Here is a 26,780-nt window from a genome sequence, read left to right as displayed (position 1 = left end):
CGGACTGGCGGGCTGACATGCGACCGACCGACACGCGTCCGACTGTCGTACGACCGACTGGCATACGACCGACTGTCGTACGACGGACTGGCATACAGGCGTACGACGTCACCCGGAGGGGCTGAGCCGTATGCGGGCCACCTTGCGCTGGGCGCACTCCGATCTGCGCACGCACCGCGGCGAGGCGCTGTTCCTGGTGCTGGCCACGGTCGGGATCGTACTGTCGCTGCTGCTGGCCACCGCCCTCTTCGGCTACGCCACCAACCCCTGGCAGCGCGTCTTCGAACAGACCCGCGGCGCGCACGTATGGCTGCACACCGCCCGGTCCGCGCAGGTGGGAAAGCTGGCCGGACTGGACGGCGTCGAGTCCGAGGCCGGCCCGTACGCCACCGAGTCCACCACCCTCACCTCCCACGGCACCCGAGCCGCCGTGGAACTGCGCGCCACCCCCCAGCACCTCACGATCGGCCGCCCGCTCCTCGTCTCCGGCCGCTGGCTCGACCCGACGACCCCCGACGGCGTGGTCCTGGAGAACCATCTCGCCCGCGCCCTGCTCGCCGAGCCCGGCGACACCCTCACCCTGCTGGGTACCACCCGCACGGTGACCGTGCTCGGCATAGCCGACAGCGCCGAGCCGCGCTACGACCCGGAAGAGCAGCCGGGCCTGGTCTGGGCCCCGCGCTCCGTCGTCAGCACCCCGAACGGCCAGGTCATCGGCCTGCGCCTGACCAACCCCGACGACACCGACTACGCCGTGCAGCGCGCCGTCACAGTGCTGGGCGCCGGTGCGATCGGCGAGGTCGCCACCTGGCAGCAGGCACGCGCCGAGGCACAGGGCGACAACCGACTGCTCGGCCAGGTCCTGGCCCTGTTCGGACTGGGCGCACTGATAGCCGCCGGACTGGCGGTGCACGGAGCGATCACCACCCGCATCCGCGGCCATCTCCGCGACATCTCCATCCTCAAGGCGATCGGCTTCACCCCCGACCAGGTGGTCCGCGTCTTCCTCCTCCAGCACATCGCCTACGCGCTGCTCGGCGCCGTGAGCGCGGCCGCGCTGACAAGGTCCCTGGGCAGCAGACTCCCCGGCCGCCTAGGGGACGCGATCGCGCTCTGGCAGGGCCTGCCCGGCCACGCCGTGGCACTGATCGCGATCCCGGCCGGCGCGGTGCTCTTCATCGCCGCGACGACGGGCCTGGCCGCTTGGCGCGCCGGACGCGTACCCCCCGTCCCGATGCCGCTCCCGTCGTTCCGGTCCGGCGCCACCCCCCACACCCCACGTCCCACCGGACGCCTCTCCTCCCCGGCCCGGCACGCACTGGGTCTTCAGGTTCCGCCCGCCCTGGTCCTGGGCTGGCACACCGCCTTCGCCCGCAGAGCCCGCTCACTCACCACCATCGCCCGACTGGCCCTGCCCCTCCTCCTCATCGTCGTGGCGATGAGCGCATGGACCACCATCAGCCGCTTCCACAGCGACCCCGGCCGGATCGGACTCCCGGCCGCGCTCACCGTCCACGCCGACGCGGGCCTCGACGACCGGCAGACCCGCGCCCTCCTCGCCCGCGACCCGCAGGTGGCCGCCGCCTACCCGGGCGTGGAGGTGGCCGCGCTGGTCCCGGGCCAGACGGCGACGATCGCCCTGCGCGGCTTCGGCACCCACCGGGACCCGTACCCGTACGCCCTGGCCGAGGGCCGCCCCGCACGCGGCACCGACGAGGCGGTGGCCGGCCAGGGCCTGCTGGACCTTCTCGACGCGCACGTCGGCGACTGGGTACGCATGACCGTCGGCAACCAGCCGCAGATCCTGCACATCGTGGGCCGCAGCATCGAGACGGAGAACGCCGGCCGGGTCATCTCCACGTCCCTCGACACCCTGCGCGAGAACGACCCCCGCCTGACCCCCACCCTCTACCAGGTCCGCCTCCACCCCGGCACCGACGTCCACGAGGCCGCCCGTCGCCTGACCACGGCCGGAGCCGGCCGCCTGGACGTACACACCGTGACCAACCCGGCGGACGGCCTCTCCCCACTGCGCGGAGTGGCGGCCGGAGTCATCGCGGTCCTGGCCCTGATCGGCCTGGTCGAACTCCTGACCGCGATCGGCGGCACGGTACGCGAGGGCGAACGCGACCTGCTCGCCCTGAAGGCCATCGGCCTCTCCCCCCGCCAGATCACCGCAGTCACCGTCACAGCAACCGGCTGCACGGCACTGACCGCAGTCCTGGCCGCTACGGCCCTGGGCGCCCCCCTCTCCCACTGGCTGATCAACACACAGGGCAGGTCAAGCGGCATCGGCGCGGGCATCGCACAGGGCCCACCCCTCCTGCTCCTGCTCCTGTTCGGCACGGCCGCGGTCGCGGGCGCGGCGGCCCTGTCCGCCGTCCCGGCAACCCGCGCCGCACGACGCCGCTTGGCGGACACACTGAGCGCGGTGGCCTGAGAGGCATCAGCCCGGGACCACCACGCCACTCCCGTCGCTACGGCTTCCGCGCGAGTCCACCGTGCTCGGCGACGACTTCCGGGACTCCCGGACCAGTCTCCGAACGCCACTCGGTCACCGAGACGACACCGGGTTCCACAAACTCCAGACCGTCGAAGAACGCGCTGATCTCATCAACGGTGCGCAGGTTGTACGGAACGGCGCCGCTGTCGTTGTAGGCGTCCTGGGCCTGCTCGAAGACGGGGTCGATGCCGCGCGACCCGTCGTTGATGGAGAGGTAACTACCCGAGGGCAGGACGTCCATCAGCCGGGTGACGATGGAACGGGCCTGGTCGTAGTCGGCGACGTGACCCAGGATGTTGCTGAGGATGAGCGCGATGGGCTGACCGAAGTCCAGTGTCTCGGCGGCGACTTCGAGAATCCGCTCCGGGTCCGTCACGTCGGCGTCGACGTAGGCGGTCGCCCCCTCCTTGCTGGAGTAGAGGAGGGTACGGGCGTGCGCGAGGACCATCGGATCGTTGTCGACGTAGACGATCCGCGCCTCGGGAGCGAGCCCCTGGGCGACCTCATGGGTGTTCTGCGCGGTCGGCAGCCCGGTCCCGACGTCCAGGAACTGCCGAATCCCAGCCTCCGACACGAGATACGCAATGTTGCGCCGCAGAAAGGCACGGCTGGAGCGAGCGATGGTCACAATCCCGGGAAAGACCTCGGTGTACGCATCACCGGCCGCCTTGTCGACGGAGTAGTTGTCCTTGCCCCCGAGCCAGTAGTTCCAGATACGGGCGGAATGCGGCACGGAGGTGTCGATCTTCTGCTGCTCAGCCGCCTGGGGCGTCGTTACGGGGTCGGTCATGAGTCGGGTGCGTCCTTCGACCGGGGCTTGGATCATCCGGGGCACATCCTACGAGCGAACTCCCTTTTTCTGTTGGGTAGTTCACGACTTCCGACCGGCCCTGATGGTCTGCTCAACGACTCCCGTGAGCGCCTACGGGCACGACAAGGCCCCGGCACAGTCGCCTGTTGTGCCGGTGCCGCCACGAACGTTGCGCTGTATCCCGTCGATCGAACGGCGCCCTCCCCATCACTTGGTGTCGTCGACGAACCGGGAAGACCCAGAAGTGCGGGAATGGACCTGGCCCTTCCCGGTCGCCGCTACATGGTCGGCCGTGAGGCACCCGGCCCCGATAGGGCCCAACAGTCCCTTCCTTGGCCGCCGATAGGGCCGAACGGCCCTTCTTCGCGCCGCTGAGCCAGTCGCTTTGCGAATCCATGACGAGCCCGAAAGGTTCTACGGAACCCTCACATCCGTATGTCCGTGCGTGCGGGATCCGAAGAACCGGATCAGGAGACACGGTGCTCGTTACACAGAAGGCGGCGGGAACTCTGTTTGTCGGTGGTGCGCTCAGCCTCACCCTCGGCGCCCTCCTCTACCCCTCCATGCTCGGAGTTCAGAAGGTCAGCAGCGCACCCGAGCGGGTCGTCGCCACCCCGGCGACCGGACCGCTGACGGAAGCCGACCGGGATTTCGTGGTCAAGGTGCGCTCGGCGGGGCTGTGGGAGTACCCCGTCGGTCAGAGGGCGTTGAAGAAGGGGACAACGAAGGCCGTCAGGAGTGCTGGGGAGCATCTGGTCGACGGGGACGCCGCGTTGGACGCCGCCTGCCGCAACGTCGGCAATCAGCTGGGGATCGCGCTGCCCAACCAGCCGTCGCCGCAGCAGCAGGGCTTCGAGTCCCGGCTGAACGGGGAAAGCGGCAAGCAGTTCGACACGGACCTGGCCACCACCGTGCGCGCGACGAACGGCCAACTCCTCACCACGATCGCGAGCGTCCGCACCACCACGAGGAACTCGCTGGTCCGCGCACTGGCCGACCAGGCCAACGACACCGTCCTGGACCACATCACGGTCGTGGAGAAGACCGGCCTGGTCGACTTCGGCCAGGCCCTCGTCCAGGAAACCACCTCGCCCAACCTTCCGGCCCAGCAGCTGACCCCGCCACCCGCGGTCGCGGGCCAACCGCAGGTCGTCCTCACTCCGCCGGCGAACAGCACGGTGTCACCGAGTCCGACGGTGGGGTGAGGTGAGGAGCTGGGCCGCCCACGCCGACCGGGCGGCCGACATCGCCTCGCAAGCGCGTCCGGTCCGGCCGGCCCTCTCGTCGTCGGTTCAGGTACAGCGGAACGGTGTCCACGGTCACGGCCCTGCCGTCCCGGGCAGACAGGTAGTACGCGGTCAGCAGGCCCGGGCCGGTACGGACGGGTTTGTAGGGGAAGGTCCCGTGCCGGGGGTGGCCGTCACGCATACGTCGGCCGTGGTGCGGCCGGTGGTGTCGGTGACCTTCAGCCGGAACACGGCCTCGAACGTGTCGGCGCTGCCCCCTACCCGGACGGGCGTGCGCACGGTGTCGCCGATCAGCGGGGACCCCACCAGCACGGCAGGCGCGAGCTCCTCCAAATCGGGCCGTCCCACCGGTCCGGGCGCTCTGCAGGGCCGACGGGTACTCCGCACGAGGCGGATCGGCGTGCATCGGCGGGCCGTTCGGTCCCGCGGCGGAGATGGTCGTCCCGCAGTTGACGGGCCGTCGCCCCGGGGCACGACAGGTGCCCACCTCCACGGGAAACTGCCGGTTCAGATACTCGAAGACAGCCGGGCCGAACCCTCATCCGTAACTAAACACTGAGTGTATACATGGCATGTATAGTCTGAGGCATGGCTTCCGCAACCGCCTTCCGGCGCGACGCCCCCGTCGTCGTTCTCACCACGACCACCGCCTTCGGACTGCTGCTCGGCTCGGCGACGTACGGCCTGCACGGGATGACGCCCCTGCTGGACCGGGCGACCAATTCGGCGTCCACCTGGATCATCTGGACCGCCGCGGCCGGCACCCTGATCCGGAGCCGGCAACTCGCCATCTGGGGCGGGGCGTTGATGATGCTCGCCACCTGCTGCGGCTACTACACGGCGTCCACTCTCGGCGGCACCTTCGGGAGCGGCGGGCTCGGAACCGCCGCCGTGTGGTCGGTGGCGGGGCTTGCCGGAGGGCCCCTGCTGGGATGGGCCGGGTGGACAGTACGGCGAGGGCAGGGGGACATGCGGGCGGTGACCGGGGCTGTCATCACGATGGTGGTGCTGGGCGAGGGACTCTGGCTGGGGCTGGGGCTCCATTACTGGGGAGACGCGGCCGTCTTCCTGGCCGTCGGCGCGCTGCTCACCGCTCTTGTGACCGCCTACCTGGCGCGCGGTGGGGTGCAGCGCTACTGGCTGTGCGCTGCGCTCGCTCCCGCGGGCGGCCTTGTCTTCTACCTCGCCGAGAAGGGCATCCTCAATGACCTGCTCGGATCGGTCTGACAGCGCTGCTGCACCCGCGAAGCGGACCTGACCGGGCGCCCGCGAGCCGACAGACACAGACCAGACTCCGCGACGCCGGCGCACCGTCAGCCGCCGACCCGCCCCGGCCCGCTGCCGTGAGCCGACGGGAGAACCGACGGGAGAACCGACCGGGCTTTCGCGCCGACGGGAGCGCCCCGAGCAGGACCAGCACGCCCAGGTGGCGGCTGGTGATCCGCGGAGCGGTCACGGGGGCGGAGGTCTTGACGGCATAGTGGCTCGGGAACGAGTCCCGTCGAGGAACGAGCCTGGCGCGGCATGCTGCGCGTGCACGACCTGCTGGTCAATCAAGCCGGGCGGACGCTGCAGAGCGAGTTCGGGTTGTCCGCGACCGACTATCCCGTGCTCGCCGAGCTGACCCGCGCGCCCGGTGACCGACTGCGCGTGCCGGAACTCGCGAAGGTGCTCGGGTGGGATAAGAGCCGGGTGTCGCACCAGCTCGCACGCATGGCGAAGCGCGGCCTGGTCGCCCGGGAGGAGTGCATCGACGACGGTCGTGGGGCGTACATGATGGTCACCCCGGCCGGCCGTGCCGCCCTGGAAGCCGCCGCGCCGCAGCACGTCAACGACGTCCGGCGCCTCTTCCTCGACCACCTCTCGCCCGGCCAGGTCACACTCCTCACGGAGATCACCGACACGGTCATCGAGAAGATCGACACGAAGTAATCAGGGCCCCCTAGGCCCCACCGTTCCCAGAGGCCTCATTCGGCATGCAGCCGGCATGGACGGCGTTCGCGAAAGATCCCGGTCCTCGCGAACGACCGGAGTCGGTTCGCGCAAGCTTTCGCCGGGACTTCCTGCGCCCGGCCGGGTCGCCGGGTCACAGCGGAATGAACACGGTCACCGATTGTTGAAAGCGGTATGAAAAAGATCGGGTTCCTGTCCTTCGGGCACTGGACGCCATCGCCGCACTCGCAGACGCGCTCCGCGTCGGACTCCCTGCTGCAGGCGATCGACCTGGCGGTCGCCGCGGAGGAGCTGGGGGCAGACGGCGCCTATTTCCGGGTTCACCACTTCGCCCGGCAGCACGCCTCACCGTTCCCGCTGCTCGCGGCGATCGGCGCGCGCACCAGCCGGATCGAGATCGGCACCGGCGTGATCGACATGCGCTACGAGAACCCCCTGTACATGGCGGAGGACGCGGGCGCGGCCGACCTGATCTCGGGCGGCCGACTCCAGCTCGGCCTCAGCCGGGGCTCACCGGAGCAGGTCGTCGACGGCTGGCGGCACTTCGGTCACCGGCCGCCGGAGGGCGGAACCGACGCCGACCTCGCCCGCGCACGCACCGAGGAACTCCTCGAGGTGCTCAGGGGTGAGGGATTCGCGGAGCCCGACCCGAGGCCGATGTTCGCCAACCCGCCGGGCTTGCTGCGCATCGAACCGCACTCCGAGGGGCTGCGGGACCGCATCTGGTGGGGTTCCGGCTCGAACGGCACCGCGGTCTGGGCCGCCGGGCTCGGCATGAACCTGCAGAGCTCGACCCTCAAGGACGACGAGAGCGGCGAGCCGCTCCACGTCCAGCAGCGCAAGCAGATCGAGGCGTACCACGAGGCGTGGCGCGCCGCGGGACACACCCGCGCCCCCAGGGTGTCGGTCAGCCGCAGCATCTTCCCGCTCGTCGACGAGCGGGACCGCGCGTACTTCGGCCGGGACCGCGACTCGACGGACCAGATCGGCTACATCGATCCCAGCACACGCAGTATCTTCGGCCGGTCCTACGCCGCCGAGCCCGACGTGCTCGTCAAGCAGCTCGCCGAGGACGAGGCCGTCGCCGCCGCCGACACACTGCTGCTCACCGTGCCCAACCAGCTCGGCGTCGACTACAACGCGCATGTCGTCGACAGCATCCTGACGCACGTCGCGCCGGAACTCGGCTGGCGCTGACGCAAGCGCCACGGCAGGTGCCGCCAGGGGAAGCAGCGTCCGGCGCGGACGCGGATGAACCGGGCGGCATCTTCGCCCCCGGCGCGATGCGACAGCCGGACACTTCGGCGAAGCACACACACGCGCATGCCGCGATGGACCACTGAGTCAACGAACGAAAAATCAGATGATGCATCACCTAACGGTTGACGTATCACCTTCCCGTTTCCCAGGGTGATTGAGCGGGCGCGACATCCGCGTCAACACCATCTCGCCCGGCCCCATCACCACCCCCGGCCTCAACGGTCTCGCCGCGGACGAGGCAGGGGCCGCGCAGTTGCGGGAGACCCTCGCCGGCATCGTCCCCCTCGGCCGCATGGGCCGGCCGGAAGAAGTCGCCAACCTCGCGCTCTTCCTCGCCACCGAGCAGTCCAGCTTCATCACCGGCACCGAGATCTTCATCGACGGCGGCGCCAAGCAGGTGTAGTCCGGTCCGCCCGCCGGCCCTCACTCGGGGAGTCGGCGGCGGCGTTCGCGCGGCGGTCTTCGGACGTGGAGGCCGTGCCAGTCCAGGCACAGGACGGTGGCGTCGTCCTGCGGGTGGCCGTCCCAGGCGTCGGTGACCGCGGTGGCCAGAGTGCGCACGACCTCGCGCGGGTGCTCGGCGGCGGTGTCACGGATGAGACCGGGAAGGTCGACCTTTTTCGCCTGGCGTTCCTGCATGCCGTCGGTGTGCAGCACGAGGCGGTCACCGGGGCGCAGGTCGAGATCCTGCACCAGGTACGGTCCCTCGTGCGTGGCGACGCCGAACGGCAGGTTCACTGCCAGACGCAGTTCGTCGACCGTGCCGTCGCGCAGCCGCAGGGGCCAGGGGTGGCCGGCGTTGACGAGCTGGGAGCTGGTGCCGTCCAGGGCGATGCGCAGCAACTGGCCGGTGGCGAAGGTCTGTCGGCCGTGGGCGAGGAGGGCCTCGTGGGTCTGGCGGGCCTGTTCGGCGAGGTCGCACCCGGCACGGCGGGCGCCGCGGGAGGCGTTGACCAGGAGAGTGGCCATGAGTGCGGCGCTGACGTCGTGGCCCATGGCGTCGGTGACGGACAGGTGCAGGGTGTCGTGGTCGAGGGCGTAGTCGTAGGTGTCACCAGCGATGTCGGCGGCCGGGACCAGGGCGCCGGCGAGCGCGAACTCCGGGGCCTCGCAGGAAGGGGCGGAAGGCAGCAGCTGACGCTGGATCTCCGCGGCCAGACTGACCGAGGTGGTGCGGTTGCCCCAGTGGTAGAGGTCGGTGAAGCGGCGGTCGGTGACGATGATGTACGCCAGCGCGTGCGCGGCCTCTTCGACCTGCTCCAGCACTTCCCGGGTGGCTTCGGAGAGGAACAGCTCCAGGACACCGATGGCGTCGCCGCGGGTGGTGACGGGGGTGAGCACCCGGTGCCCGCGCTCGCCCTCCGGCACCCGCACCGTGTGCTGTACGCGCAGGACCTCGTCGTAGACGCTGTCGTCGAAGGGGACCTCTTCAGCGCGACGCTCCTGAGGCGTGGCGGCCTCCTCGCTCACCCGCAACAGGCGCCGGCCGACCACGTCGAGGAACAGGAACGACACGTATCGGGCACCGAACCGCTCGCGCAGATTGCGGGCCACGACATCGAGAGAGCGCACCGGCGCGGCATCCTCCGCCGCTGCCAGCACCTCAGCCAGTGCGATCCGATCGCGTGACACATCAGCCTCCTTTCCGTTGAGAACTCGTTTTCCCGCTGACGCGCGGGACACGGCCCGGTTGTGAGCCATGCCTCAAACACGGGAATGCGGACGGAGGTGGAACGAAAGTGCGCACGTGCCGGGTCCTGAAGCTCCCAGCAACGGCAGCGGAGTCGGGCCGTACGCCGGGATTGCCACCGCACCGCTGCGACCTGAGCAAACGTAGACCGAGGGCGCTTGTGTGGCCACCTTGACGGATACGCAAGGAGATTGGGTTCGGCCGGACCGCTCGATGCGCTCGCAGACGTCCGCGGGCGCCAGAAGCGGCCTTGGCGGCCTTTCGGATTCAGCTGTCGTACTGAAGCGTCGGCTCACCGAGCACCGAGCAGGCGCCCTCGAAGTCGGCCAAGCGGGCCGCCACCGTGGCTACGGCGAGGCGTTCCGGGAGAGCGGCGGAGAACTTCAGCCCGCGTACGGCCCGGCGGTCCACATCAGGCAGGACGAGGTTCTCGCCGACGTTCTGCACATGCCCAGCCGGAACCTCGCGTTGGGACACCATCTACATGGGCCGCAACTCCGTCCTCGGATCGCCGGGCGAGCTCGACACGCGCGCGATGACGCTCTGCAAAATCTCCTGAGCGCCCCGGCACACGCCGCTCGGACCTCCATCACGAACAGCGCCCACGCTCACACCTGACTGGTGAGTGAGGGCGCGTCACGCCCCCGAGCCCCCACCCGGACGGCCTGTTCGACGAGGGCGCCCTCCAGACGGCTTCCGGGGCGGGGGAAGCATCCGGTGGCTGCCTTAATCACGTCTCGATCCTCGCCCAGGCGCCGTCACGGCCCGCTCGTGCTGCTGGTCGTTGGTCATGTCCACGGCCCTACGGGGCTCCCGCGCGCGCCTGAAGTCGTGTTACCGGCAGACGGCGCGAACGGCCGGTCCACACGGCCCGATCGCCCCCTGCGTCCGGAGCGGGAGAACCCATTGGACAAAAGTTGCGTTGTTGCATGCGGCGATATCCAGCGGAGCATGTCCTGCACCCTGGATGATGGGTAACTAGCCAGTGACGGAAAGTAGCGAGGGGCGATGCCGTGGGGGCCACGATGACCACACAGGAAACCGATCACACGGAGGGATTCCCTCCGCGCTGTTCCTCTGCGCACCACCCGGGCGGAGCACACCGGCGCCCGCGGGCCGAAGGCGGCCGGGCCGTGTCGTCCGCCCTGTTCATCGCCGCTTGTACGGTCTTCGGGCTCGCCGTGGCCACCGGGGCAGCCCTCGCCGTGCCCCGTACCGGGCGTACGGCCGTGTTCCTGGCCGTGCAAGCGGCGGCGACCTTCCTCGCAGTGTTCCTGGGGCTGCTGCGCCGCTCACGTCGTGCGTCAGACACCCTGCCCGGCGCCGCCTGGCCCGTCACTGGCGAATTCCCGCGCACGACCGTCAACGGCGGCGGTGCAATCCCTGACGCCGGTTAGAACCGCGACCGGCTCCGCGCCGCCCCGGCCGCTGGTGCGTCCCGCGGCCGGCGCTGCGGCGGCGGTTCACGGTCGCCACACCCGCTCCGGCGGCCGATGTCACTGTCCCGGAGGCGATCGCCCAGCCGGGAACGCCGACGGCGTGGGCTGCCATCACGGTTCCGATCAGCGATGCAGGCAGCAATAACACGAGCAGTGCGAACTGGAGCACGGCAGGCCACGCCGTGTCGTTCTTTGTGAAGACCCGCTCCGAAAGACGGTCCAGAAAATCCAGAAAGCCTTCAGGCGGAGTATCCGAACGGTCATTTGGCGTCCCCGTTCTCCGACTATGGATATATGCACCGTCCGCAGAAGAGTCGCGTCCAGCCTCCTCCTGCACTGAACCGCGACGGCCATTCAGAGCGGCCCCGTTCTGCGACGGGATATCCGGCGTTCCAGAACCGGACTGAGGCATCCCTGATGCCGTGGGAACAGGATCGGGCACCGGGAACTCCTGACTGATACACACCAACATGAAGCAACGTGCGCCGCCCCCATCACACCGAGCGGCTCCTCAACCGCCGGTCACGGGCACACCGCAAACGCATCAGGCACAACCTGCGAGGATCCCCTGATCGCCGTTGCCCATCCGCACGTCGTCCCGCCATCAACCCCGTCGGACAGCCACGCACGGACGGAAACACAATCTATAGCCCCAGGACTCCCGGCACGCGTTCGCGCGAGAATGCGGCACCGGTAATCGGGAACCTCTCGCACCGTCGGTGCCCCAACAACATGAACCGTTACATGCCTGTTCGGACTCGACACACCGTCATCGGGTTCCTGAATGGCACCCCTTTCACCCCCTGGAGTGACACCGCACGCCCCTCGGCATGACAGGTTTCCTCCGTTGCCCCAGACATCGGCAGGAACTGAAAATCCGCTACGACAGGCGGCCTAATACTCCAACCGCAAGCGGTGATCTTCGTGCCCGGCGGGCAACGCGCCCAGGAAATCCCGGTCAGGGGGTGGAAGAGGGGCACGCATGAGGGGCGAGGAGCGGGAAGTACGGGCTGTCTTCAGGGGCGCTGCGGGAAACCCGCCGTCCTGACAGGCCGCGCTGGCTGTGCAGGAGGCCGGAGTCAGCCGCGCAGCTCATTCGTGTACGAAGTGCTGAGAGAGCAGATCAGCGTCGGCGGCGACCAGGTCGTACAGCGACAACCCACCGCCCAGTTCCGCATCCGGTGAGAGCACGCGTGTCGCCGCGGCCACAGTGGCACCGGCTGCCTATGAACGATGCGTGCTTCCGCCCGCAGGGCGCCGATGGCGTGGGAAGGAAGGAGTCCCGTCTGCCGCAGTCGCTGGTGCGGGCCGCAGCCAGTCCGCTCGTCGCGTTCCTGCGGATGAGGGCGTCACGCGACGGCGGAAACAAAGAGCGGCAGACGAGTCGGGCTGTACGCCGGGGACAGCTATGTGGTTCGTGACAACGGCCTCTGGCCTGTGCGAACGTTCCGCGTGGCCAGAGGCCGTGCACATCGCGTGCACACTGCCGCGGCTTGTCTACTGCTCAGCCTGGGGCGAACGAACGTCAGAGGTCAGCGGATGGGACGTTCTCCGCACAGTACCAGCTGGTCTCCCATCCGCTTCTCACTACTCGGCCGGGTGATCCGCTGCCCTCCGATCCAGTACGTCTGAGCCCCCTCGGTGATGTGAACGCGTACCGCGTTGGTGCCAGGCTGTCCGGCGTCCTGCCACGCGGTCAGGGCCCCTTCGGCTGTAGGGGGCGCCCGTCCGGCAAGGTCTCCATCACCCCCTTGAGCTGCCGCAGGAGCGCGGCAAAGCCGTCGACCCGGGTGGTGGACATGCCCGCGCGTTGGGCGAGCGCAGCCATGGGCAAGGTGCCCCCATCAAGCAGGGCGGCGAGGCCTTGTGAACCTGGCCCTGTTGCGGCTTGAGTGGAGGCCGTCGGAGTCACCCCCGCTACGTCTCCGGGTCGAGCAGCGCCGTCACGACTGCCTCTGTTCCGGAGACGATGGTCGGGGTGAGCAGGGCGTCGTCTCCCCCAGCCGTCAGCGCCACGTCGAAGAGCGCGTCGGGCAGCGTGCCCGGTTCGGGCAGCTACTTCTTCCGGGGTTTCACGATCCCCTTCTTTGGAGCTACCGGACTGGCCGCCGGTCCCCTCCCAACTCCCGCTGACCTCTGGGCGGTTTCGCCCCGAACGGCAGGATCGCGAGCACCGGGATGGTGAACTCTGCGAGGGAGGATCCGCTGTGGTAGCCGACCCTGAGGGCGGTACAGCGCGAGTCCGCGCCCCAGGGCGCGACGGTGGAGGCGCCGGGCTCGGGCCGGACCACGCCCAGCCCGGAAAGGGTCCTCTTCCGTTCGCTGGCCGAGCCGATCAAGATCCCTCAGCGGGCATCAGGCCGCCCTCCGACTCGGTCAAGTCTCCTACGGCGATCAACTCGTCGACGTCGCCCGTGAGCGCGTCCCGGATATCGGCGCCGAGCCGAGCCCATCCGAAGAAGCGAGCGGTTTCCCGCAGCAGATCCTCGCGGTGCACACCCGGTCCTTCCTCGACCACGTTTCTGAGGACGAGCTGCCGCTCCGCCACGGGAACCTCCGCCACTCGTCGGGCGCACCGTTCCGTCGGTGTGCGGGCGAACTCGGTCTCGTGGCCGGGCCTGTCGTAGGCCGTGCCGACATGGACGAGCTTTCCCTGCTTGAGCAGGCGGCGAAGAGCTCGGTCGATGCGGTCGCGGACCACCTGGCCGGCTCGTCCGAGGCCCCACGCGAGACGGATCCGGGTGTAGATCACCTCCTTCTCGACGGGCCCTTCCGTCTCGACCACACACAGGGCCACGTCGGCCACCACGTCGAGGGCATCGGGGTCCTGCAACTCCACACCCCACATGCCTCGCCGGCTGCTCGACCTGTCACGCACCTCTGTCAACAGGTCAAGGTCGACCTCCTGGTAGGGACGGCTCCAAGGCGCCGGGCCGACGTCGACCGTCACGAACTCCACTCGCGGAACCGCCGGACCACCCGCGGCTTCCACAGGCTCCCCGCCCTCCGCGCCCAGGGGGCCGTCCACGATCTGTGCCGTGCTACCGCCGTTGCCGAGGTCGCCGCGGCTACCCGCCACCCCTGTGGGTGGCGCCACGCGCACCGCATGCGGATCCTCCGCGCACGCCGCCTCCACCGCGGCCCGCAGCCGTGCCATCGCATCCCGGCGGTTCCGGTACCAGTCCGTTCCCCAGATCCGGTGCAGCCTCCATCCCAGGTCCCGAAGGACCGCCTCCCTCAGCCGGTCACGGTCCCGCGCCGCCCGCGAGGAGTGGTACATGGCCCCGTCGCACTCGATGCCCAGCGCATACGTGCCGGGCGCGCCCGGGTGTCGTACCGCCATGTCGATGCGGAAACCGGCGACCCCCACCTGCGGCTGGACCTCATACCCCCAGCCGCGCAGGACGTCGATGACCTCCTCTTCGAAGGGGCTCTCCGGAGCGGCGTCCGGAGCAGCGGCCTCCGTCTGGAGGATCGCTGGACCATGCTGGGCGTACTCCAGGTACCGCTTGAGGTGCTGCACGCTCTTGTTGGCACTGTCCGACAGATCGCCGCCGTGGAAGGAGGCGATGACCTCCATGCGGCGCCGGGCGCGGGTCACGGCCACGTTGAGGCGTCGCCAGCCGCCCTCTCTGTTGATGGGTCCGAAGGTCGACAGCAGCTTGCCCCGGTGGTCGGGACCGTAGCCGATGGAGAGGATGATGACGTCGCGCTCGTCGCCCTGGACGGTTTCGAGGTTCTTGACGAAGAACCCGTCGAGGCGGCCTTCCGTGAAGTGGTGGTCGAGGTCCGGGCGGGCCGCCCTGGCCTTCTGCACCGCCTCCTCGATCGCCTCCGCCTGCGCCTTGGACAGCGCGACCACGCCGAGGGTGTGCTCGGGGCGGGTGTCGAAGTGGTGGATGACGCGCTGGGCCACCTTCGCGGCCTCAAGCGGGTTGTCGCTGCTCCCGCCGCGGTCGTAGACGCCGTCCGCCTTGATGAACTCCACTCCGATGTCGGGGCCCTGTTCCAGCGCGCCCGGGAACGTGACCATGGCATTGTCGTAGAAGTCGTGGTTGCTGAAGGCGATCAGGTTCTCGTGCCGGCTGCGGTAGTGCCAGCGCAGGGGCAGCCCGCGCAGGACTCCGCTGGCCTTGCACATGTCGAGGATGGACTCGAAGCTGTCGGTGGCGTCCTCGTCCCATTCGTCGCCGTCGTCACCGACGCCGGCCGCGGTGAAGAAGGAGGTCGGCGGGAGCTGCTTCTGGTCGCCCGCCACGATGAGGGCCTTGCCGCGGTAGACGGAGTTCACCGCGTCCTGGGGCAGCACCTGGGACGCCTCGTCGAAGACGACGACATCGAACTCGAAATCCTGCGGCAGGAACTGACTGACCGTCAGCGGACTCATCATGAGACAGGGCTTGATAAGCCGTACGACGTCGCGAGTCTGCTGCAGCAGCTGCCGTACGGGCATGTGGCGACGCTGTTTCTCGGACTCGCGGCGGAGCACGGCGGCCTGGCCGACCGTTGTCCGGCGAGGGCGGCGGGAGTTGCACGCCGCGATGACCTCGGCGTGTGCCGCGGCAACCAGATCCCGGTCCACCCTCTGGAAACGCTCCACCAACTGGTCACGTTCCACGGCCCGCATCGACTTCAGCCGCTGGTCGGTGGCGAGTTGATACTCGACCCATGCGGTGAGCACCGCACGTTCCATGGCGGCGGGGAAGTCCTCGGCGGAAACCTCGCGGCGTGCGAGTTGGTCGGGCAGTCCGTCGAGGTGGTAGCGGCGCAGCAAGGTCAGTGCGTCGGTGCAGCTGGTCCACGCCTCTGGGCCGAAGGGGTCGCGGTCCAGGCGCGTCAGGACGGACTCGGCCGTGGAGAGGGATTCGGCGAGTTCGCGGCGCAGCTCCTCGGCCCGCTCGGGCTCGAAGTACCCGGCGAGCGCCTCACGTTGACGGTTCCAGTCGTCGGCGCAGGCCGCCACGGACGGATCGGCGGGCGCGGCGGACATCAGCCGGGCCGCCGGCTGCGACAGGGGCGCGGAGTGGCCGCCATGTGCGGTTCGACGGATCTTCTGGGCCCAGTCCAGGGCGTCCAGGATCGCATCGCGGTGTGTCTCGGTGCCCTGGTAGAGGGACCCGAGAAGGCTTCGGTACGTGGCGTCGTTCGCCGCGAAGGAGGATTCGGCGGCGCGGCCGGAGACCACGGAGGACACCGCTTCCCTGGCCTGTGACAGGGTGAGGCCCGTCTCCTCGTCCATGACGCGGGCGGTGGAGCGGATGAGGTCGGCCGCGTCCTCGCAGGGCTCCACATGCGCGCGGAGCCAGCCCGCCGCCCGTTCGAGGGGGCAGGCGGCGAGTGCTGTGCCGACCGCCGCGAGGTGGGACTGCCCGATGTACTCCTGCCACAGGCCGAGGTCACGGCTGATCTGGTCGGCCTGCGCGAGAAATTCGCGCGGTGCGGGCCAGGCGTCGGCTAGTACATGGGCGAGGCTGGTGCGGCGCGCTGGATCCGCGAGCGTGTCGGGTGCCACACGGCCGATGAGCCGAGCGGAGTCCAGGGCTGCTGTCAACTCCGCGGTACGAGGGCGTCCTTCGGGGGCGTAGCGGCCCAGCAACGCGCGTTGTTGTTCCGTGGCGTAGGGGCCTGGTTGCTGTTGCGTCAGGTCAAGGCCTCGGCGCAGGAGCCGCCCCATGGGCTCGTAGCCCGTCACGCCGTTGGGCGCGGTGTCGCGCAGGTCGTCCGCCTGCGTGTCGAGGCCCCGGTACCAGGGGCCGAGAAGGCTGCGGTCGGTCACGGCTCGAGCGGCGAACGCGTCGGTCTCCCGCTGTGCCGCGTGCGCGGCCGTGACCGCCGTGCGCGCGGAGGCGAGCGTGTGGTCGGAGCCGGAGCCGTCGCCCCGCTGACCGACCGCCACCACGGTGTCCAGCAGCGCGACGGCCTGCTGCAAGGGGGCAAGGTGGGCGCGCAGCCAGCGGGCGACGTCGTCGAGCCGCTGCTTGGTGAGGTCGGCAGCGTGTGGTGCGAGCGACGGGTCGTCCAGATTCCTTCGCCATTTGGCGAGATCGTCGCGCAGCGCCGCTCCCTGATCGACGAGTGCGGGGCGCGGTTCTCGGCCGTCGGCCAGGTGAGTGGCGAGCAGGTTCCGGCGGTAGGGGTCGGCGACGGTCTCCGGCACGAGTGCGTGGATCGCCTCGGCATGTGCGAGTGCCTTGCGCAGTGCCGGGACGTCCGGCAGCGCGGTGCCCCGATGGCGGCCGAGCAGCTCGGCGTGGGTCGTGGCCAGCGACCGCAGCTTTCGGTGAGCGGCGTACCAGGCGTCGGCGAGTGGCAGCTTGTCGTACAGTTCGCCGCGCCACGAGCCGCCGTGCGTCAGCCGGGCCACGAGCTTCCGGTCGGCGCGGATGCCGCTGGACAGCATGCCGGCGAGTCCCTGGCGGCCCTCCATCAGCCGGTGGACCGTTTCGGGCAGTTCGGGCGTGGAGAGGACGTCGGGCAGGAAGGTGTCGCGCGCCGCCCCTTCCGCGGCGGCCAGGTCGTCGGCGGCCGCGGAGATCTCCGCGACAGCTGCCTGAACACCGGGAAGTGCCCGGGGATCGAGCCACGCTTCGAGCGTGCGGTCCGAGACCGTGGCCAACTCCACCAGGGTGGCCAGGTCCTCCGCCTCGGACGTCGCCTTCGGCCGGTCGCACCCGAGGCCTTCGGCCACCGCGTCGGCATGCTCGGCGGCCGTCTCAAGAGTGCCGGCGAGCTTGTCGAACCGCTCGGCCAGCTCCGCTGCCTCGCAGCGGGTCAACGGGGCGATAGCGATACCGGGAGGTTCCAGTGCGGCGAGGGCCCGCTCGTTGGCCGGTCGCTCGGCGCTCACTTCACGAGGCAGTTCGGCCCACCCCGGGCCCGCGTGGGCCGCCGCGAGAGCCTGGGCAGAGAGCACCTGGTCGCGTCGTGCGAAGAAGTCTCTCAGTGCGTCGGCGGTCGCCCCGACCGCCGCCTCCTCCGCCCGCACGTCGCCTTCAGGGACCAGCCACTGCTCCAGCGGGCGGTGTTCGGTGCCGCCCACGGCGATCACGTCACACAGATCACGGGCTTCCTTGGCGCTGCCGGGATTCGTGAGCCCGGTGAGGTGGCTGACACCGGTGAGGCCCTGCCGAGTCCGCTCCAGCACACCCGCGGTCGCGTCGAACTCCCCGGCGAGTTGTCGCGCCCGCTCCTCCGTGAGTCCGGCGAGGTCGAGGCCGCGCGGCGTCATCGCCGAGAGCGCCTTCTCGGCTTCCCCCGGCTCAGCCGTCAGTCTGGTGGACAGTTCCTGCCAACGCTCGCCCACCGCCGCGCGGACGGCACTGCTCGTACGCTGCACCTTGCGCAGTTCCGCCAGGAACGCGTCGACCCGGTCGTCCACCTCGTCGGCGAAGGCATCCGTGGTGAGCCACGCTTCCGGCACGGAACTCCGCACGTCGAGCAGCCGCACGAGCGCGACCAGCCGGTCGATTCCGCTCTGGTCCGTGACGGGCACACCCCCGGGCGCGAGATCCCGGTACCGTTCGACCGCCGTCGTGAGCGCGTCCCGCGCCGCCTGCGCCTGCTCCAGCACCGGACGCGGATGCGGCAGGCCGGCTCGCAGGTCACGCCAGGGGAAGGACGGATCGGCGACCGCCTCCCATGCCTGGGAGATGGCTCTGGTCGCCTCGACGATCAGGCGCAGGTCCTCGTCACTGAGCGTCCCAGCGCTGAAGGTCGCTCCTGTCCCCGCCTCCGCGCCCGTGGGCATGTCGTCACCACGGATCAGATAGGCCACCGGCGCCTCGGACAGTTGGCCGACCCGGCCGAGTACGTCGTGCAGGGTCCGTCCCAGCGGGTCGCGGACCTCGTTCATCGCTTCGGCGTAGTCGCTGAGCGCGAGGCGCAGTTCCCTGGCCTGGGCCAGGGTCTGCGGTGACAGTTGCGGTGCGCGCGGCTCCTCCGCGAGAGCACGGCCCAGTTCCTGGGCCACCGCTTTGCGGCTGGTGTTGTGGCTGTGGAGGGCCAGCGCGTACGAGTCGAGTCCGACCGACTTCAGCCGGTCGAGGACGACATCGAGGGCCGCCGCCTTCTCACTGACGAACAGCACACTCCGGCCCGCATGCATCAGACCGGCGATCATGTTCGTGATGGTCTGGCTCTTGCCGGTGCCGGGCGGCCCGTCCAGGACGAAGGACTGTCCGGCCACGGCGGCGGCGACGGCCTGCCGCTGCGAGGCATCGGCGTCGAGTACCAGCGGACTGTCCTCGGGCGGGCTCAGTTCGTCGATCCGGTCGAGCTCGATCTCCTCGAAGTCGAAACGGTCGGGAGCGAGTCCGGAGTCCGGGCCGAGAGCCATCGCCCGTACGAGGTCACTACCGAGGACGCGATCCTCGTTGTCCACCAGGTCCTGGTACATCGACTCCTTGTGGGAGGCGAAGAGCGCGAGCACCACCCGGTCGGAGATCTGCCATCCGGCCTTGCCCGCCACCGCGCGAGCCGCAGCGGAGAGCACTGCCTGCAGGTCCGAAGGGTCCTGTTCACCGACGGGCATCCAGTCGATGTGCAACTGCTCCAGCTTCACCTTCAAGGCCGGGTTGAGACGGGGTTCCTCGTCGTCGCTCGCCCTGAGGCGGATCCGGCCGTTGCGCGCACGCTCCACGACCACCGGCATCAGGACCAGCGGGGCATCGCTGCTCGTCTCGGCGCCGTCCTCACGCCAACGGAGCATGCCGACGCCGAGATTGAGGGTCCACAGGCCGTAGTCGTTGAAGACCTGCGTCGCTTTGGCGCGCAGGCTGTTCAACGCGCGCAGAAGGGAAGGCGCGGTGGTCTTCTGGGTGACGATTCCGTCGGTGCGGTCGCCCCTCTTCGCCAGGACCACCTCACCAGACCGGTCACCCTCACCTGCCTCCGGTTCCTCGTCCGGGAGCGGCGCGAAGTCCCAGCCACGGGCCAGGCCTTCGACGAGCTCCTGTGCGGACGGGGTCGAGATCTCAAGTGTCGCCGACTTGGTGTGGCGAAAGTTGAGCAGCCGGTTACGGCCGCTCAGGTCCACCAGTGAGGCTCGCCAGCTCTCAAGCATCGCCTTGAGGCGGTCGAGTTCCTGGCTGCCCCCGAAGTCACGCGCGTTCGTCACGCCGGCCCCTGTTGTTGTCGCTTCCGGGCCAGCGGAGCATCGGCGCCGACGACAGTCCCCTCCGCCGCCAACGCACAGCGCGGCCACAGACGTCCCTACTGTCCTGGTGGCCGCACAAGTCCCGCTGATCCCCCCTGGGTGCGGAATTCTACGGTCAGCACACCAATGCGTGAAGCGTTGACTACTCCACGGAATGAGAATAACCACCCCTGTCTCCACAGGAACCCCGCATTTAGACTGTCACGCGCCAGACCTTCAGTCGTTCCGTTGACAGCGTCAACGGATTGTACGATCCTCGTCAATCGGTGAAGGTATACGCTCCTCGCGGGACGTAGCGCCTTGTACGCAGCGGGTGAGGACGGGGTGGGGCAAATGAGCCTGGAAACCGTGGACGGACGGTTCCGGATCACGGGGATCCTGGGACGCGGGAACATGGGCGAGGTACACCGCGCCGAAGACCTTCAGGCCGCCCCCGACTCCCGGCACCGCGAGGTCGCGGTCAAGACCGTGCTGCGCGGCCGGACCGGAATCGCGGTCGACGCCTCGGGATCCGGCAAGGAGATCGACCGCTTCCGCCGTGAGGTGCGGATCATGCGCATGCTCTCCCAGGGCCACCCGAACCTCACCCTGCTGATCGACGGCGGTGTGGACCAGGCAGCGGGCGGCAGCGGCCTGCCCTACCTGGCCATGGAGCTCCTGGACGGAAATCCGCTCGCGGACCTAATCGACGAGGAGCCCCAGCTCCCGGTCTCCTGGGTCGCCGCCACAGGCGCCCAGATCGCCGCCGGGCTGGCGGCCGCGCACACCGCCGGGGTCGTCCACCGCGATCTGAAGCCGGCCAACGTGATGCTGACCCGCGACGGCACCGTCAAGGTTCTCGACTTCGGCATGGGTTCGGTCGTCGACGATCCCGACCAGACGCGGCTGACCAGTACGGGCGTCAGTGTCGGCACGGCCCGCTACATGGCCCCCGAGCAGTTCCGTGCCGAGCGGGTCTCCGCCGCGGCCGACCTCTACGCGCTCGGCTGCATCCTGTACGAGCTTCTGATAGGGCGGCCGCCCTTCTCCGCCAGGACCCCTTTTGAGCTCTCCGAGCAGCACCAGCACGAACGCCCCCCGAAGTTGACCCTGGTCCGTCCCGACCTGCCCACGGAGCTGGTCCGGCTGGTGGACCGCCTGTTGGAGAAGGACGCCGAGCTGCGGCCCGAGAACGCCGCCCAGGTCCGTGAGGTGCTGGTCCCGCTCGCCCTCGCTCCGGACGACACGGCTGCCCTGCTGGCCCCGCACTGGCAGGTGATGGACCCGGTGGCACGACTGCGCGCGCTGCTTCCCGAGTCCGCCCCAGCCGCGCCGGTACCCGTACCGCGCAGGGAGCCGCGCCTACCCGAGACGATGGACGTCTTCGGCATACACAGCGACCTGATCACCGAGTACGAGAGCTTCACCAAGAGCGCGACGGTGATCCGGGACGCCCGGATCGCCGGCTTCGTAGAGGACGACCTGGCGGCGAAGTCGCAGTGGCCCGATCCCTGGCTGTCGCTGAACCCGTTCTTCGCGGACGGCGGCCAGGTCACGGACCTCGTGCGCGACGGCGCGCTGCACCCCAAGTGCGCGGAGATCTTCCAGGCCGGCAAGAAGGAGACCTCCCCCCGCCCCGACGGAAGACCGCTGACCTTCCACCTCCACCAACGGCAGGCGATCGAGGCCGCACAAGCGGGCGACTCCTACGTCCTCACCACCGGCACCGGTTCCGGCAAGTCGCTGTCCTACATCGTCCCGATCGTCAACCAGGTGCTGAAGGAACGCCAGGCGGCGGGGGCGAGCGCGGGCGGCCGGGTACGCGCGATCATCGTCTACCCGATGAACGCGCTGGCCAACTCCCAGGTGGAGGAGCTGAAGAAGTACCTGCGCAACGGTTTCGGGAAGGGCCGTGAGCCGGTCACCTTCGCCCGCTACACCGGCCAGGAGTCCGACGAGGACCGCCGTGAGCTGCGCAGGAACCCTCCGGACATCCTGCTGACCAACTACGTGATGCTGGAGCTGATGCTGACCCGGCCGGACGACCGGTCCAGCCTGATCCGCATGGCCGACGGGCTGCAGTTCCTCGTCTTCGACGAACTGCACACCTACCGTGGCCGGCAGGGCGCGGACGTGGCGTTCCTGATCCGCCGGGTGCGTGAGGCCTGCCGGGCCTCCGCGACCCTGCAGTGCATCGGCACCTCGGCGACCATGTCCACCGAGGGCTCCTGGGAGGACCAGCAGCGCGAGGTGGCCAGGGTCGCCGGCCGGCTGTTCGGTACGACGGTGCTGCCCAAGCGGGTCATCGGCGAGACCCTGGTCCGGGCGACCGACGAGCCGCCCGAGACCGTGCCCGCCGAACGGCTGCGGGTGCCGGCGGCGCCCCGCTCGTACGAGGCGCTCACGAAGGACACGCTGGCCCGCTGGGTGGAGTCCCGCTTCGGGCTGGAGCACGAGGAGGGTACGGGGCGGCTGCGCCGCTGCGCCCCGGGCACCGTCGAGGCGGCGGCGGCCGAGCTGGCCGCCCGGTCGGGAGTGGCCGAGGAGAGCGTGCGCGAGGCGATCCGCACGACCCTGGAAGCAGGTGCGCAGGCCAAGCATCCGGTGACGGAGCGGCCGCTGTTCGCGTTCCGACTGCACCAGTTCCTCTCCAAGGGCGACACCGTCTACACGACGCTGGAGGATCCGCTCACCCGGCCGCTCACCCGCACCTACCAGCTGGAGCAGCCGGGCAGCGACGGCAAGCCGCTGTTCCCGCTGGCGTTCTGCCGTGAGTGCGGCCAGGAGTACCTCACCGTCTGGCGCACCGAGGACGGCGGCGCGTTCCGGTACGAACCGCGTCGCGACACCTCCGCCTCCGGCGGCCGAGAGGGCGAAGGCTACCTGTACCTGGGCATGCCCGGGGAGGACTACGAGTGGCCCGCCGACCCGCAGAAGGCCGTGGACGACAGACGGCTCCCGGAGTCATGGCTGGAGCCGGACGCGCAGGGCGTGACGGTCGTCAAGAAATCCTACAAGCCGCGGGTGCCCAAGCGTGTCGTCGTGGACGCGCACGGCAACGAGTCCGGTGAGGGGCTGGTGGCAGCGTTCGTCCCGGCTCCGTTCCTGTTCTGCGTGCACTGCCAGGTCTCCTACGAGCAGACCCGCGGCCGGGACTTCGCCAAGCTGGCCACCCTGGACCAGGAGGGCCGCTCGTCGGCGACCTCACTGATCTCCGCGTCGATCGTGAAGTCCCTGCGCGCGGTGCCCGAGGAGAGCCTGGGCAAGGAGGCGCGCAAGCTCCTCACCTTCGTCGACAACCGGCAGGACGCCTCGCTGCAGGCCGGGCACTTCAACGACTTCGCCCAGGTGACCCAGTTGCGCGGCGCCCTCCACCAGGCCGCGGTCCGGTCGGGCGAGGAGGGGCTGCGCCACGACGACCTCGCCGAGGCCGTCACCGAGGTGATGGGCCTGACGCCCCGCGAGTACGCGGCGGGCACCGACCTGGCCCCGTCGATGGAGCGACGGGCCACCAAGGCATTCCGGGACGTCGTCGGATACCGCCTCTACCGCGACCTGGAACGCGGCTGGCGCATCACGATGCCGAACCTGGAGCAGACCGGCCTGCTGCGGATCGACTACGAGGACCTGGGCTGGCTCGCCGCCAACCCCGAACGCTGGCAGTCCGCCCACGCCGTCCTGCGCGACGCCGACCCCGCGCTGCGCGAGGAGATCGCCCGCACGCTGCTCGACTTCATGCGACGTGCCCTCGCCATCGACGTGCAGTACTTCCGCGACGACTTCGACACCCTGCAGCGGGCCAGCGAGGAGCGTCTCACCGGGCCGTGGGTGCTGGGCGAGAGCGACCGTCCGGCCGTCGGCACCGCCTACCCGTACGGCTCACGACCGGGCATGGAACGCACCGCGCTGTTCCTGTCCGCCCGCGGCAAGTTCGGCAAGTACCTCCAGCGGAACATGCCCGAACTGCGCCCGCCCACCGGTTCCCTGGACGACGTCCAGAGCGTCATCGAGGACCTGCTGAAGGTGCTGCGGGACGCGGACCTGGTGCGCGAGGTGGACGCGACCCCCGAGCAGTCCGGCCCGGCCTACCGGCGCCGCGCGGCCCAGCGACGCACCGGATACCGGGTGTCGGCCGCCGCGCTGATCTGGCGGGCCGGGAACGGCGAGCGGGGCGCGGTCGACCCGCTGGCACGCACCTACAGCAGCGGCGAGGGCCCGCGCGTCAACCCGTTCTTCCGCGACCTGTACCGGACCGCGGCGACCGAGCTGGCAGGCCTGTACGCGCGCGAACACACCGCGCAGGTCACCCCGGAGGACCGGCTGGAGCGCGAGCAGCTGTTCCGCGACGCCGAACTGCCCCTGCTGTACTGCTCGCCGACGATGGAACTGGGCGTGGACATCTCCTCGCTCAACGCCGTGATGATGCGCAATGTGCCACCGACCCCGGCGAACTACGCGCAGCGCTCGGGCCGGGCGGGCCGCTCCGGCCAGCCGGCGCTGGTCACCACCTACTGTGCGACGGGCAACAGCCACGACCAGTACTACTTCCGCAAATCCCAGGACATGGTGTCGGGGCAGGTGGCCCCGCCGCGCCTGGACCTCGCCAACGAGGATCTGGTCCGCTCCCACCTGCAGGGCATCTGGCTGGCGGAGACCGGCATGAAGCTCGGCATCGCGGTCCCGGACGTCGTCGACGTCGCCTACGACCCCGACGGCGACGACCGTCCCGACCCGCAGATGCCGCTGCCGCTCCTCCCCCACATCCGCGATCTCTCCCTGGCCGAGGACGCCCGCAGCCGCGCCGTCGAAACCGCCCGTACCGTCCTCGCGCCGCTGATCACCGACTTCGAGGCGACGACCTGGTGGTACGACGAGTGGATCGAGGACCGGATCGAGCGGGCCCCGAAGGAGTTCGACGCGTCCTTCGACCGGTGGCGCCAGCTGTTCCGGGCGGCCGTGATCGACCAGTACGAGCAGAACAAGCGCGTCGTCGACCACACGCTCTCCCCGGGTGAGCAGGGCCGGGCGCGCAGCCGCCGCCGGGAGGCCGAAACCCAGACGAACCTGCTGCTCAACCGCTCGGTCGACAGCAAGTCGGTGATGAGCGACTTCAATCCGTACCGCTATCTGGCGTCCGAGGGGTTCCTGCCCGGCTACAGTTTCCCGCGCCTGCCGCTGGCCGCGTACATCCCGCGCTCCGGCAACCGCCGCAACGCCGACGGCGACTACCTGCAGCGCCCCCGCTTCCTGGCGATCCGAGAGTTCGGCCCGGGCGCGCTGATCTACCACGAGGGCGCCCGCTACCAGGTCACCCGGGTCCAGCTGCCGCCGGACGCCTCCGGCGATCTGGCGACGGCGGAGGCTCGGCGGTGCGACGGCTGCGGCTATCACTACGAGGTCAAGGTCGGCTCCGACATCTGCGTGATGTGCGGTGAGACGCTGCGGGGCAAGCGCACCGGCCTGCTCCATCTGCACACCGTGTACACCACGCCGCGGGAGCGGATCTCCTCGGACGAGGAGGAGCGCCGCCGAGCCGGTTTCCGTCTGGAGACCTCGTACGCGTTCCAGGACCACGGTGCCCGCAAGGGCCGCCTCACCTCGCATGTCGCCGACTCCGAGGGCGCGCCCGTCCTCGACCTGGACTACGGCGACTCGGCGACCGTACGGATCACCAACCTGGGCCGGGTCCGCGACAAGGGCGAGCTGGACGGCTACTGGCTGGACTTGGGCGACGGCCGCTGGCTCAACGACCGGGCCGCCGCGGACGCCATCGAGGGCACCGGCATGCCGGTGGTCGACGAGGACGGCAACGAGAAGCGCCGCAAGAAGCGGGTCCTGCCGTACGTGGAGGACCGCCGCAACATCCTCGTCGTCACCCTGGACGAGCCGCAGCCCGAGCCGGTCGCCCTGTCGTTCCTGTACGCGCTGGAGCGGGGCATCGAGGCGGCGTTCGAGCTGGAGGACTCCGAACTGACGGCGGAGCTGCTGCCGCCGGACGACGGCCCGCGCCGCCGCATGCTGTTCACGGAGGCCGCGGAGGGCGGCGCGGGTGTGCTGCGCCGCATCCAGCACGACGCGGACGCCCTCGCCGAGGCCGCCCGGACCGCCTTGGACATCTGCCACTTCGACCCGGAGACCGGCGAGGACGAGGGCGGCCCTGCGGACGGTGAGGAGTGCGCCCGCGGCTGCTACGCCTGCCTGCTGACCTACGCCAACCAGACACACCACCGCCAGCTGAGCCGCCACGCCGCCCGCCCGCTGCTGGCGCGGCTGGCCCACGCGCGTACCGAGCGGGAGGACCGCGGCGAGTCCCGCAGCGAACAGTTCCGCAGGCTCGCCCCCTCGGCGAGCGGCGGTGCCACGTCCGCGTCCGGGACCACCTCACCGACACAGACACCGACGCCGACGCCCACGCCGGTGGAGGCGGATCTGGCGGCCCTCGTCGCGCAGGGCGACCTGCTCGGCTGGCTGCGGACGAAGGGCTACCGGCTGCCCGACGAGGTCAGCACCCTTGTCCCGGAGGCGGGGGCGTGCCCCGACCTCGCCTTCCACCTGGACGGCGCCAACCTCGCGGTGTTCGTCGACGTCCCCGGTCACCCGGCCGACTCCACGCGTGACGTCGAGGCCGGCTATCGCCTGGAGGACCGCGGTTGGGACGTCGTGCGCTTCCCGACGGATGCGGACTGGGACGCCATCGCGGACAACAACCGCGGCTATTTCCACCTCCGTTGACCGCTCGCCCAC

At 70.1% G+C, this 26,780-nt stretch carries 13 protein-coding genes and 1 pseudogene; 8 read left to right on the top strand and 6 right to left on the bottom strand.

Annotated features, from left to right (window positions below; all coding sequences use genetic code 11):
* Positions 1-130: 130 nt before the first annotated feature.
* Complete coding sequence (locus EDD90_RS38245) at positions 131-2,440, top strand: ABC transporter permease (RefSeq protein ID WP_123977655.1); 2,310 nt, start codon at positions 131-133, stop codon at positions 2,438-2,440.
* Positions 2,441-2,477: 37 nt separating this feature from the next.
* Here the strand turns inward: EDD90_RS38245 and EDD90_RS38240 are convergent, their stop codons facing one another.
* Entirely contained in the window at positions 2,478-3,293 is an 816-nt protein-coding gene (locus tag EDD90_RS38240) for an SAM-dependent methyltransferase (RefSeq protein ID WP_123977653.1), read from the bottom strand.
* A gap of 500 nt (positions 3,294-3,793) precedes the next feature.
* Between EDD90_RS38240 and EDD90_RS38235 the strand changes: the two genes are divergently transcribed.
* On the top strand, positions 3,794-4,519 hold the full coding sequence (locus EDD90_RS38235; protein ID WP_260328403.1) for a DUF4142 domain-containing protein: 726 nt from the start codon (positions 3,794-3,796) through the stop codon (positions 4,517-4,519).
* 153 nt (positions 4,520-4,672) lie between these two features.
* Here EDD90_RS38235 and EDD90_RS57825 read toward each other — a convergent pair whose 3' ends face one another.
* The gene (locus EDD90_RS57825; protein WP_260328402.1) at positions 4,673-4,873 is read right to left on the bottom strand and encodes a Gmad2 immunoglobulin-like domain-containing protein; all 201 of its coding nucleotides are present in this window, start codon (positions 4,871-4,873) and stop codon (positions 4,673-4,675) included.
* 276 nt (positions 4,874-5,149) lie between these two features.
* Here EDD90_RS57825 and EDD90_RS38225 point away from each other — a divergent pair, with 276 nt between their 5' ends.
* The 4 genes and pseudogenes from EDD90_RS38225 to EDD90_RS38210 all read left to right on the top strand — a co-directional run.
* Positions 5,150-5,788: a DUF6518 family protein gene (locus EDD90_RS38225; RefSeq protein WP_123977649.1), complete on the top strand. Its 639-nt coding sequence runs from the start codon at positions 5,150-5,152 to the stop codon at positions 5,786-5,788.
* A gap of 306 nt (positions 5,789-6,094) precedes the next feature.
* A complete protein-coding gene (locus tag EDD90_RS38220) occupies positions 6,095-6,493 on the top strand; it encodes a MarR family winged helix-turn-helix transcriptional regulator (protein ID WP_123982084.1) in 399 nt (132 codons plus the stop codon).
* A gap of 195 nt (positions 6,494-6,688) precedes the next feature.
* Positions 6,689-7,711 carry an LLM class flavin-dependent oxidoreductase gene (locus EDD90_RS38215; protein WP_123977647.1) on the top strand — a complete coding sequence of 341 codons (1,023 nt, stop codon included), beginning with the start codon at positions 6,689-6,691 and terminating at the stop codon, positions 7,709-7,711.
* Between the two features lie 217 nt (positions 7,712-7,928).
* A pseudogene (locus tag EDD90_RS38210) lies at positions 7,929-8,177 on the top strand (SDR family oxidoreductase); the annotation flags it as partial.
* Positions 8,178-8,197: 20 nt separating this feature from the next.
* On the opposite strand, the gene EDD90_RS38205 reads toward EDD90_RS38210, so the two are convergent.
* Positions 8,198-9,406 carry a PP2C family protein-serine/threonine phosphatase gene (locus tag EDD90_RS38205; RefSeq protein ID WP_123977645.1) on the bottom strand — a complete coding sequence of 403 codons (1,209 nt, stop codon included), beginning with the start codon at positions 9,404-9,406 and terminating at the stop codon, positions 8,198-8,200.
* A gap of 325 nt (positions 9,407-9,731) precedes the next feature.
* On the bottom strand, positions 9,732-9,944 hold the full coding sequence (locus EDD90_RS38200; RefSeq protein WP_123977643.1) for a hypothetical protein: 213 nt from the start codon (positions 9,942-9,944) through the stop codon (positions 9,732-9,734).
* Between the two features lie 653 nt (positions 9,945-10,597).
* On the opposite strand from EDD90_RS38200, the gene EDD90_RS38195 reads away from it, so the two are divergent.
* On the top strand, positions 10,598-10,861 hold the full coding sequence (locus tag EDD90_RS38195; RefSeq protein WP_123977641.1) for a hypothetical protein: 264 nt from the start codon (positions 10,598-10,600) through the stop codon (positions 10,859-10,861).
* 1,738 nt (positions 10,862-12,599) lie between these two features.
* On the opposite strand, the gene EDD90_RS59155 is transcribed toward EDD90_RS38195, so the two are convergent.
* Together EDD90_RS59155 and EDD90_RS38185 are read right to left on the bottom strand one after the other, a co-directional pair.
* The gene (locus tag EDD90_RS59155) at positions 12,600-12,737 is read right to left on the bottom strand and encodes a hypothetical protein (protein WP_185149380.1); all 138 of its coding nucleotides are present in this window, start codon (positions 12,735-12,737) and stop codon (positions 12,600-12,602) included.
* Positions 12,738-13,238: 501 nt separating this feature from the next.
* Positions 13,239-20,018 (bottom strand): DUF3320 domain-containing protein, encoded by a 6,780-nt coding sequence (locus tag EDD90_RS38185; RefSeq protein ID WP_260328399.1) that lies wholly within the window; start codon positions 20,016-20,018, stop codon positions 13,239-13,241.
* A 372-nt stretch (positions 20,019-20,390) separates the two neighbouring features.
* Between EDD90_RS38185 and EDD90_RS38180 the strand changes: the two genes are divergently transcribed.
* Positions 20,391-26,768: a protein kinase domain-containing protein gene (locus EDD90_RS38180; RefSeq protein ID WP_123977639.1), complete on the top strand. Its 6,378-nt coding sequence runs from the start codon at positions 20,391-20,393 to the stop codon at positions 26,766-26,768.
* The last annotated feature ends 12 nt before the right edge of the window (positions 26,769-26,780 follow it).

The sequence above is a fragment of the Streptomyces sp. Ag109_O5-1 genome (genome assembly GCF_003814875.1).
Taxonomy (GTDB): Bacteria; Actinomycetota; Actinomycetes; order Streptomycetales; family Streptomycetaceae; genus Streptomyces; species Streptomyces sasae.
This window is presented reverse-complemented; position numbering and strand designations above follow the sequence as displayed.

Coding starts and splice junctions, on each gene's coding strand:
- EDD90_RS38200 (WP_123977643.1), bottom strand. CDS start 9,944: ATGGTGTCCCAACGCGAGGTTCCGGCTGGGCATGTGCAGAACGTCGGC.
- EDD90_RS38240 (WP_123977653.1), bottom strand. CDS start 3,293: ATGACCGACCCCGTAACGACGCCCCAGGCGGCTGAGCAGCAGAAGATC.
- EDD90_RS38245 (WP_123977655.1), top strand. CDS start 131: ATGCGGGCCACCTTGCGCTGGGCGCACTCCGATCTGCGCACGCACCGC.
- EDD90_RS38215 (WP_123977647.1), top strand. CDS start 6,689: ATGAAAAAGATCGGGTTCCTGTCCTTCGGGCACTGGACGCCATCGCCG.
- EDD90_RS38225 (WP_123977649.1), top strand. CDS start 5,150: ATGGCTTCCGCAACCGCCTTCCGGCGCGACGCCCCCGTCGTCGTTCTC.
- EDD90_RS38180 (WP_123977639.1), top strand. CDS start 20,391: ATGAGCCTGGAAACCGTGGACGGACGGTTCCGGATCACGGGGATCCTG.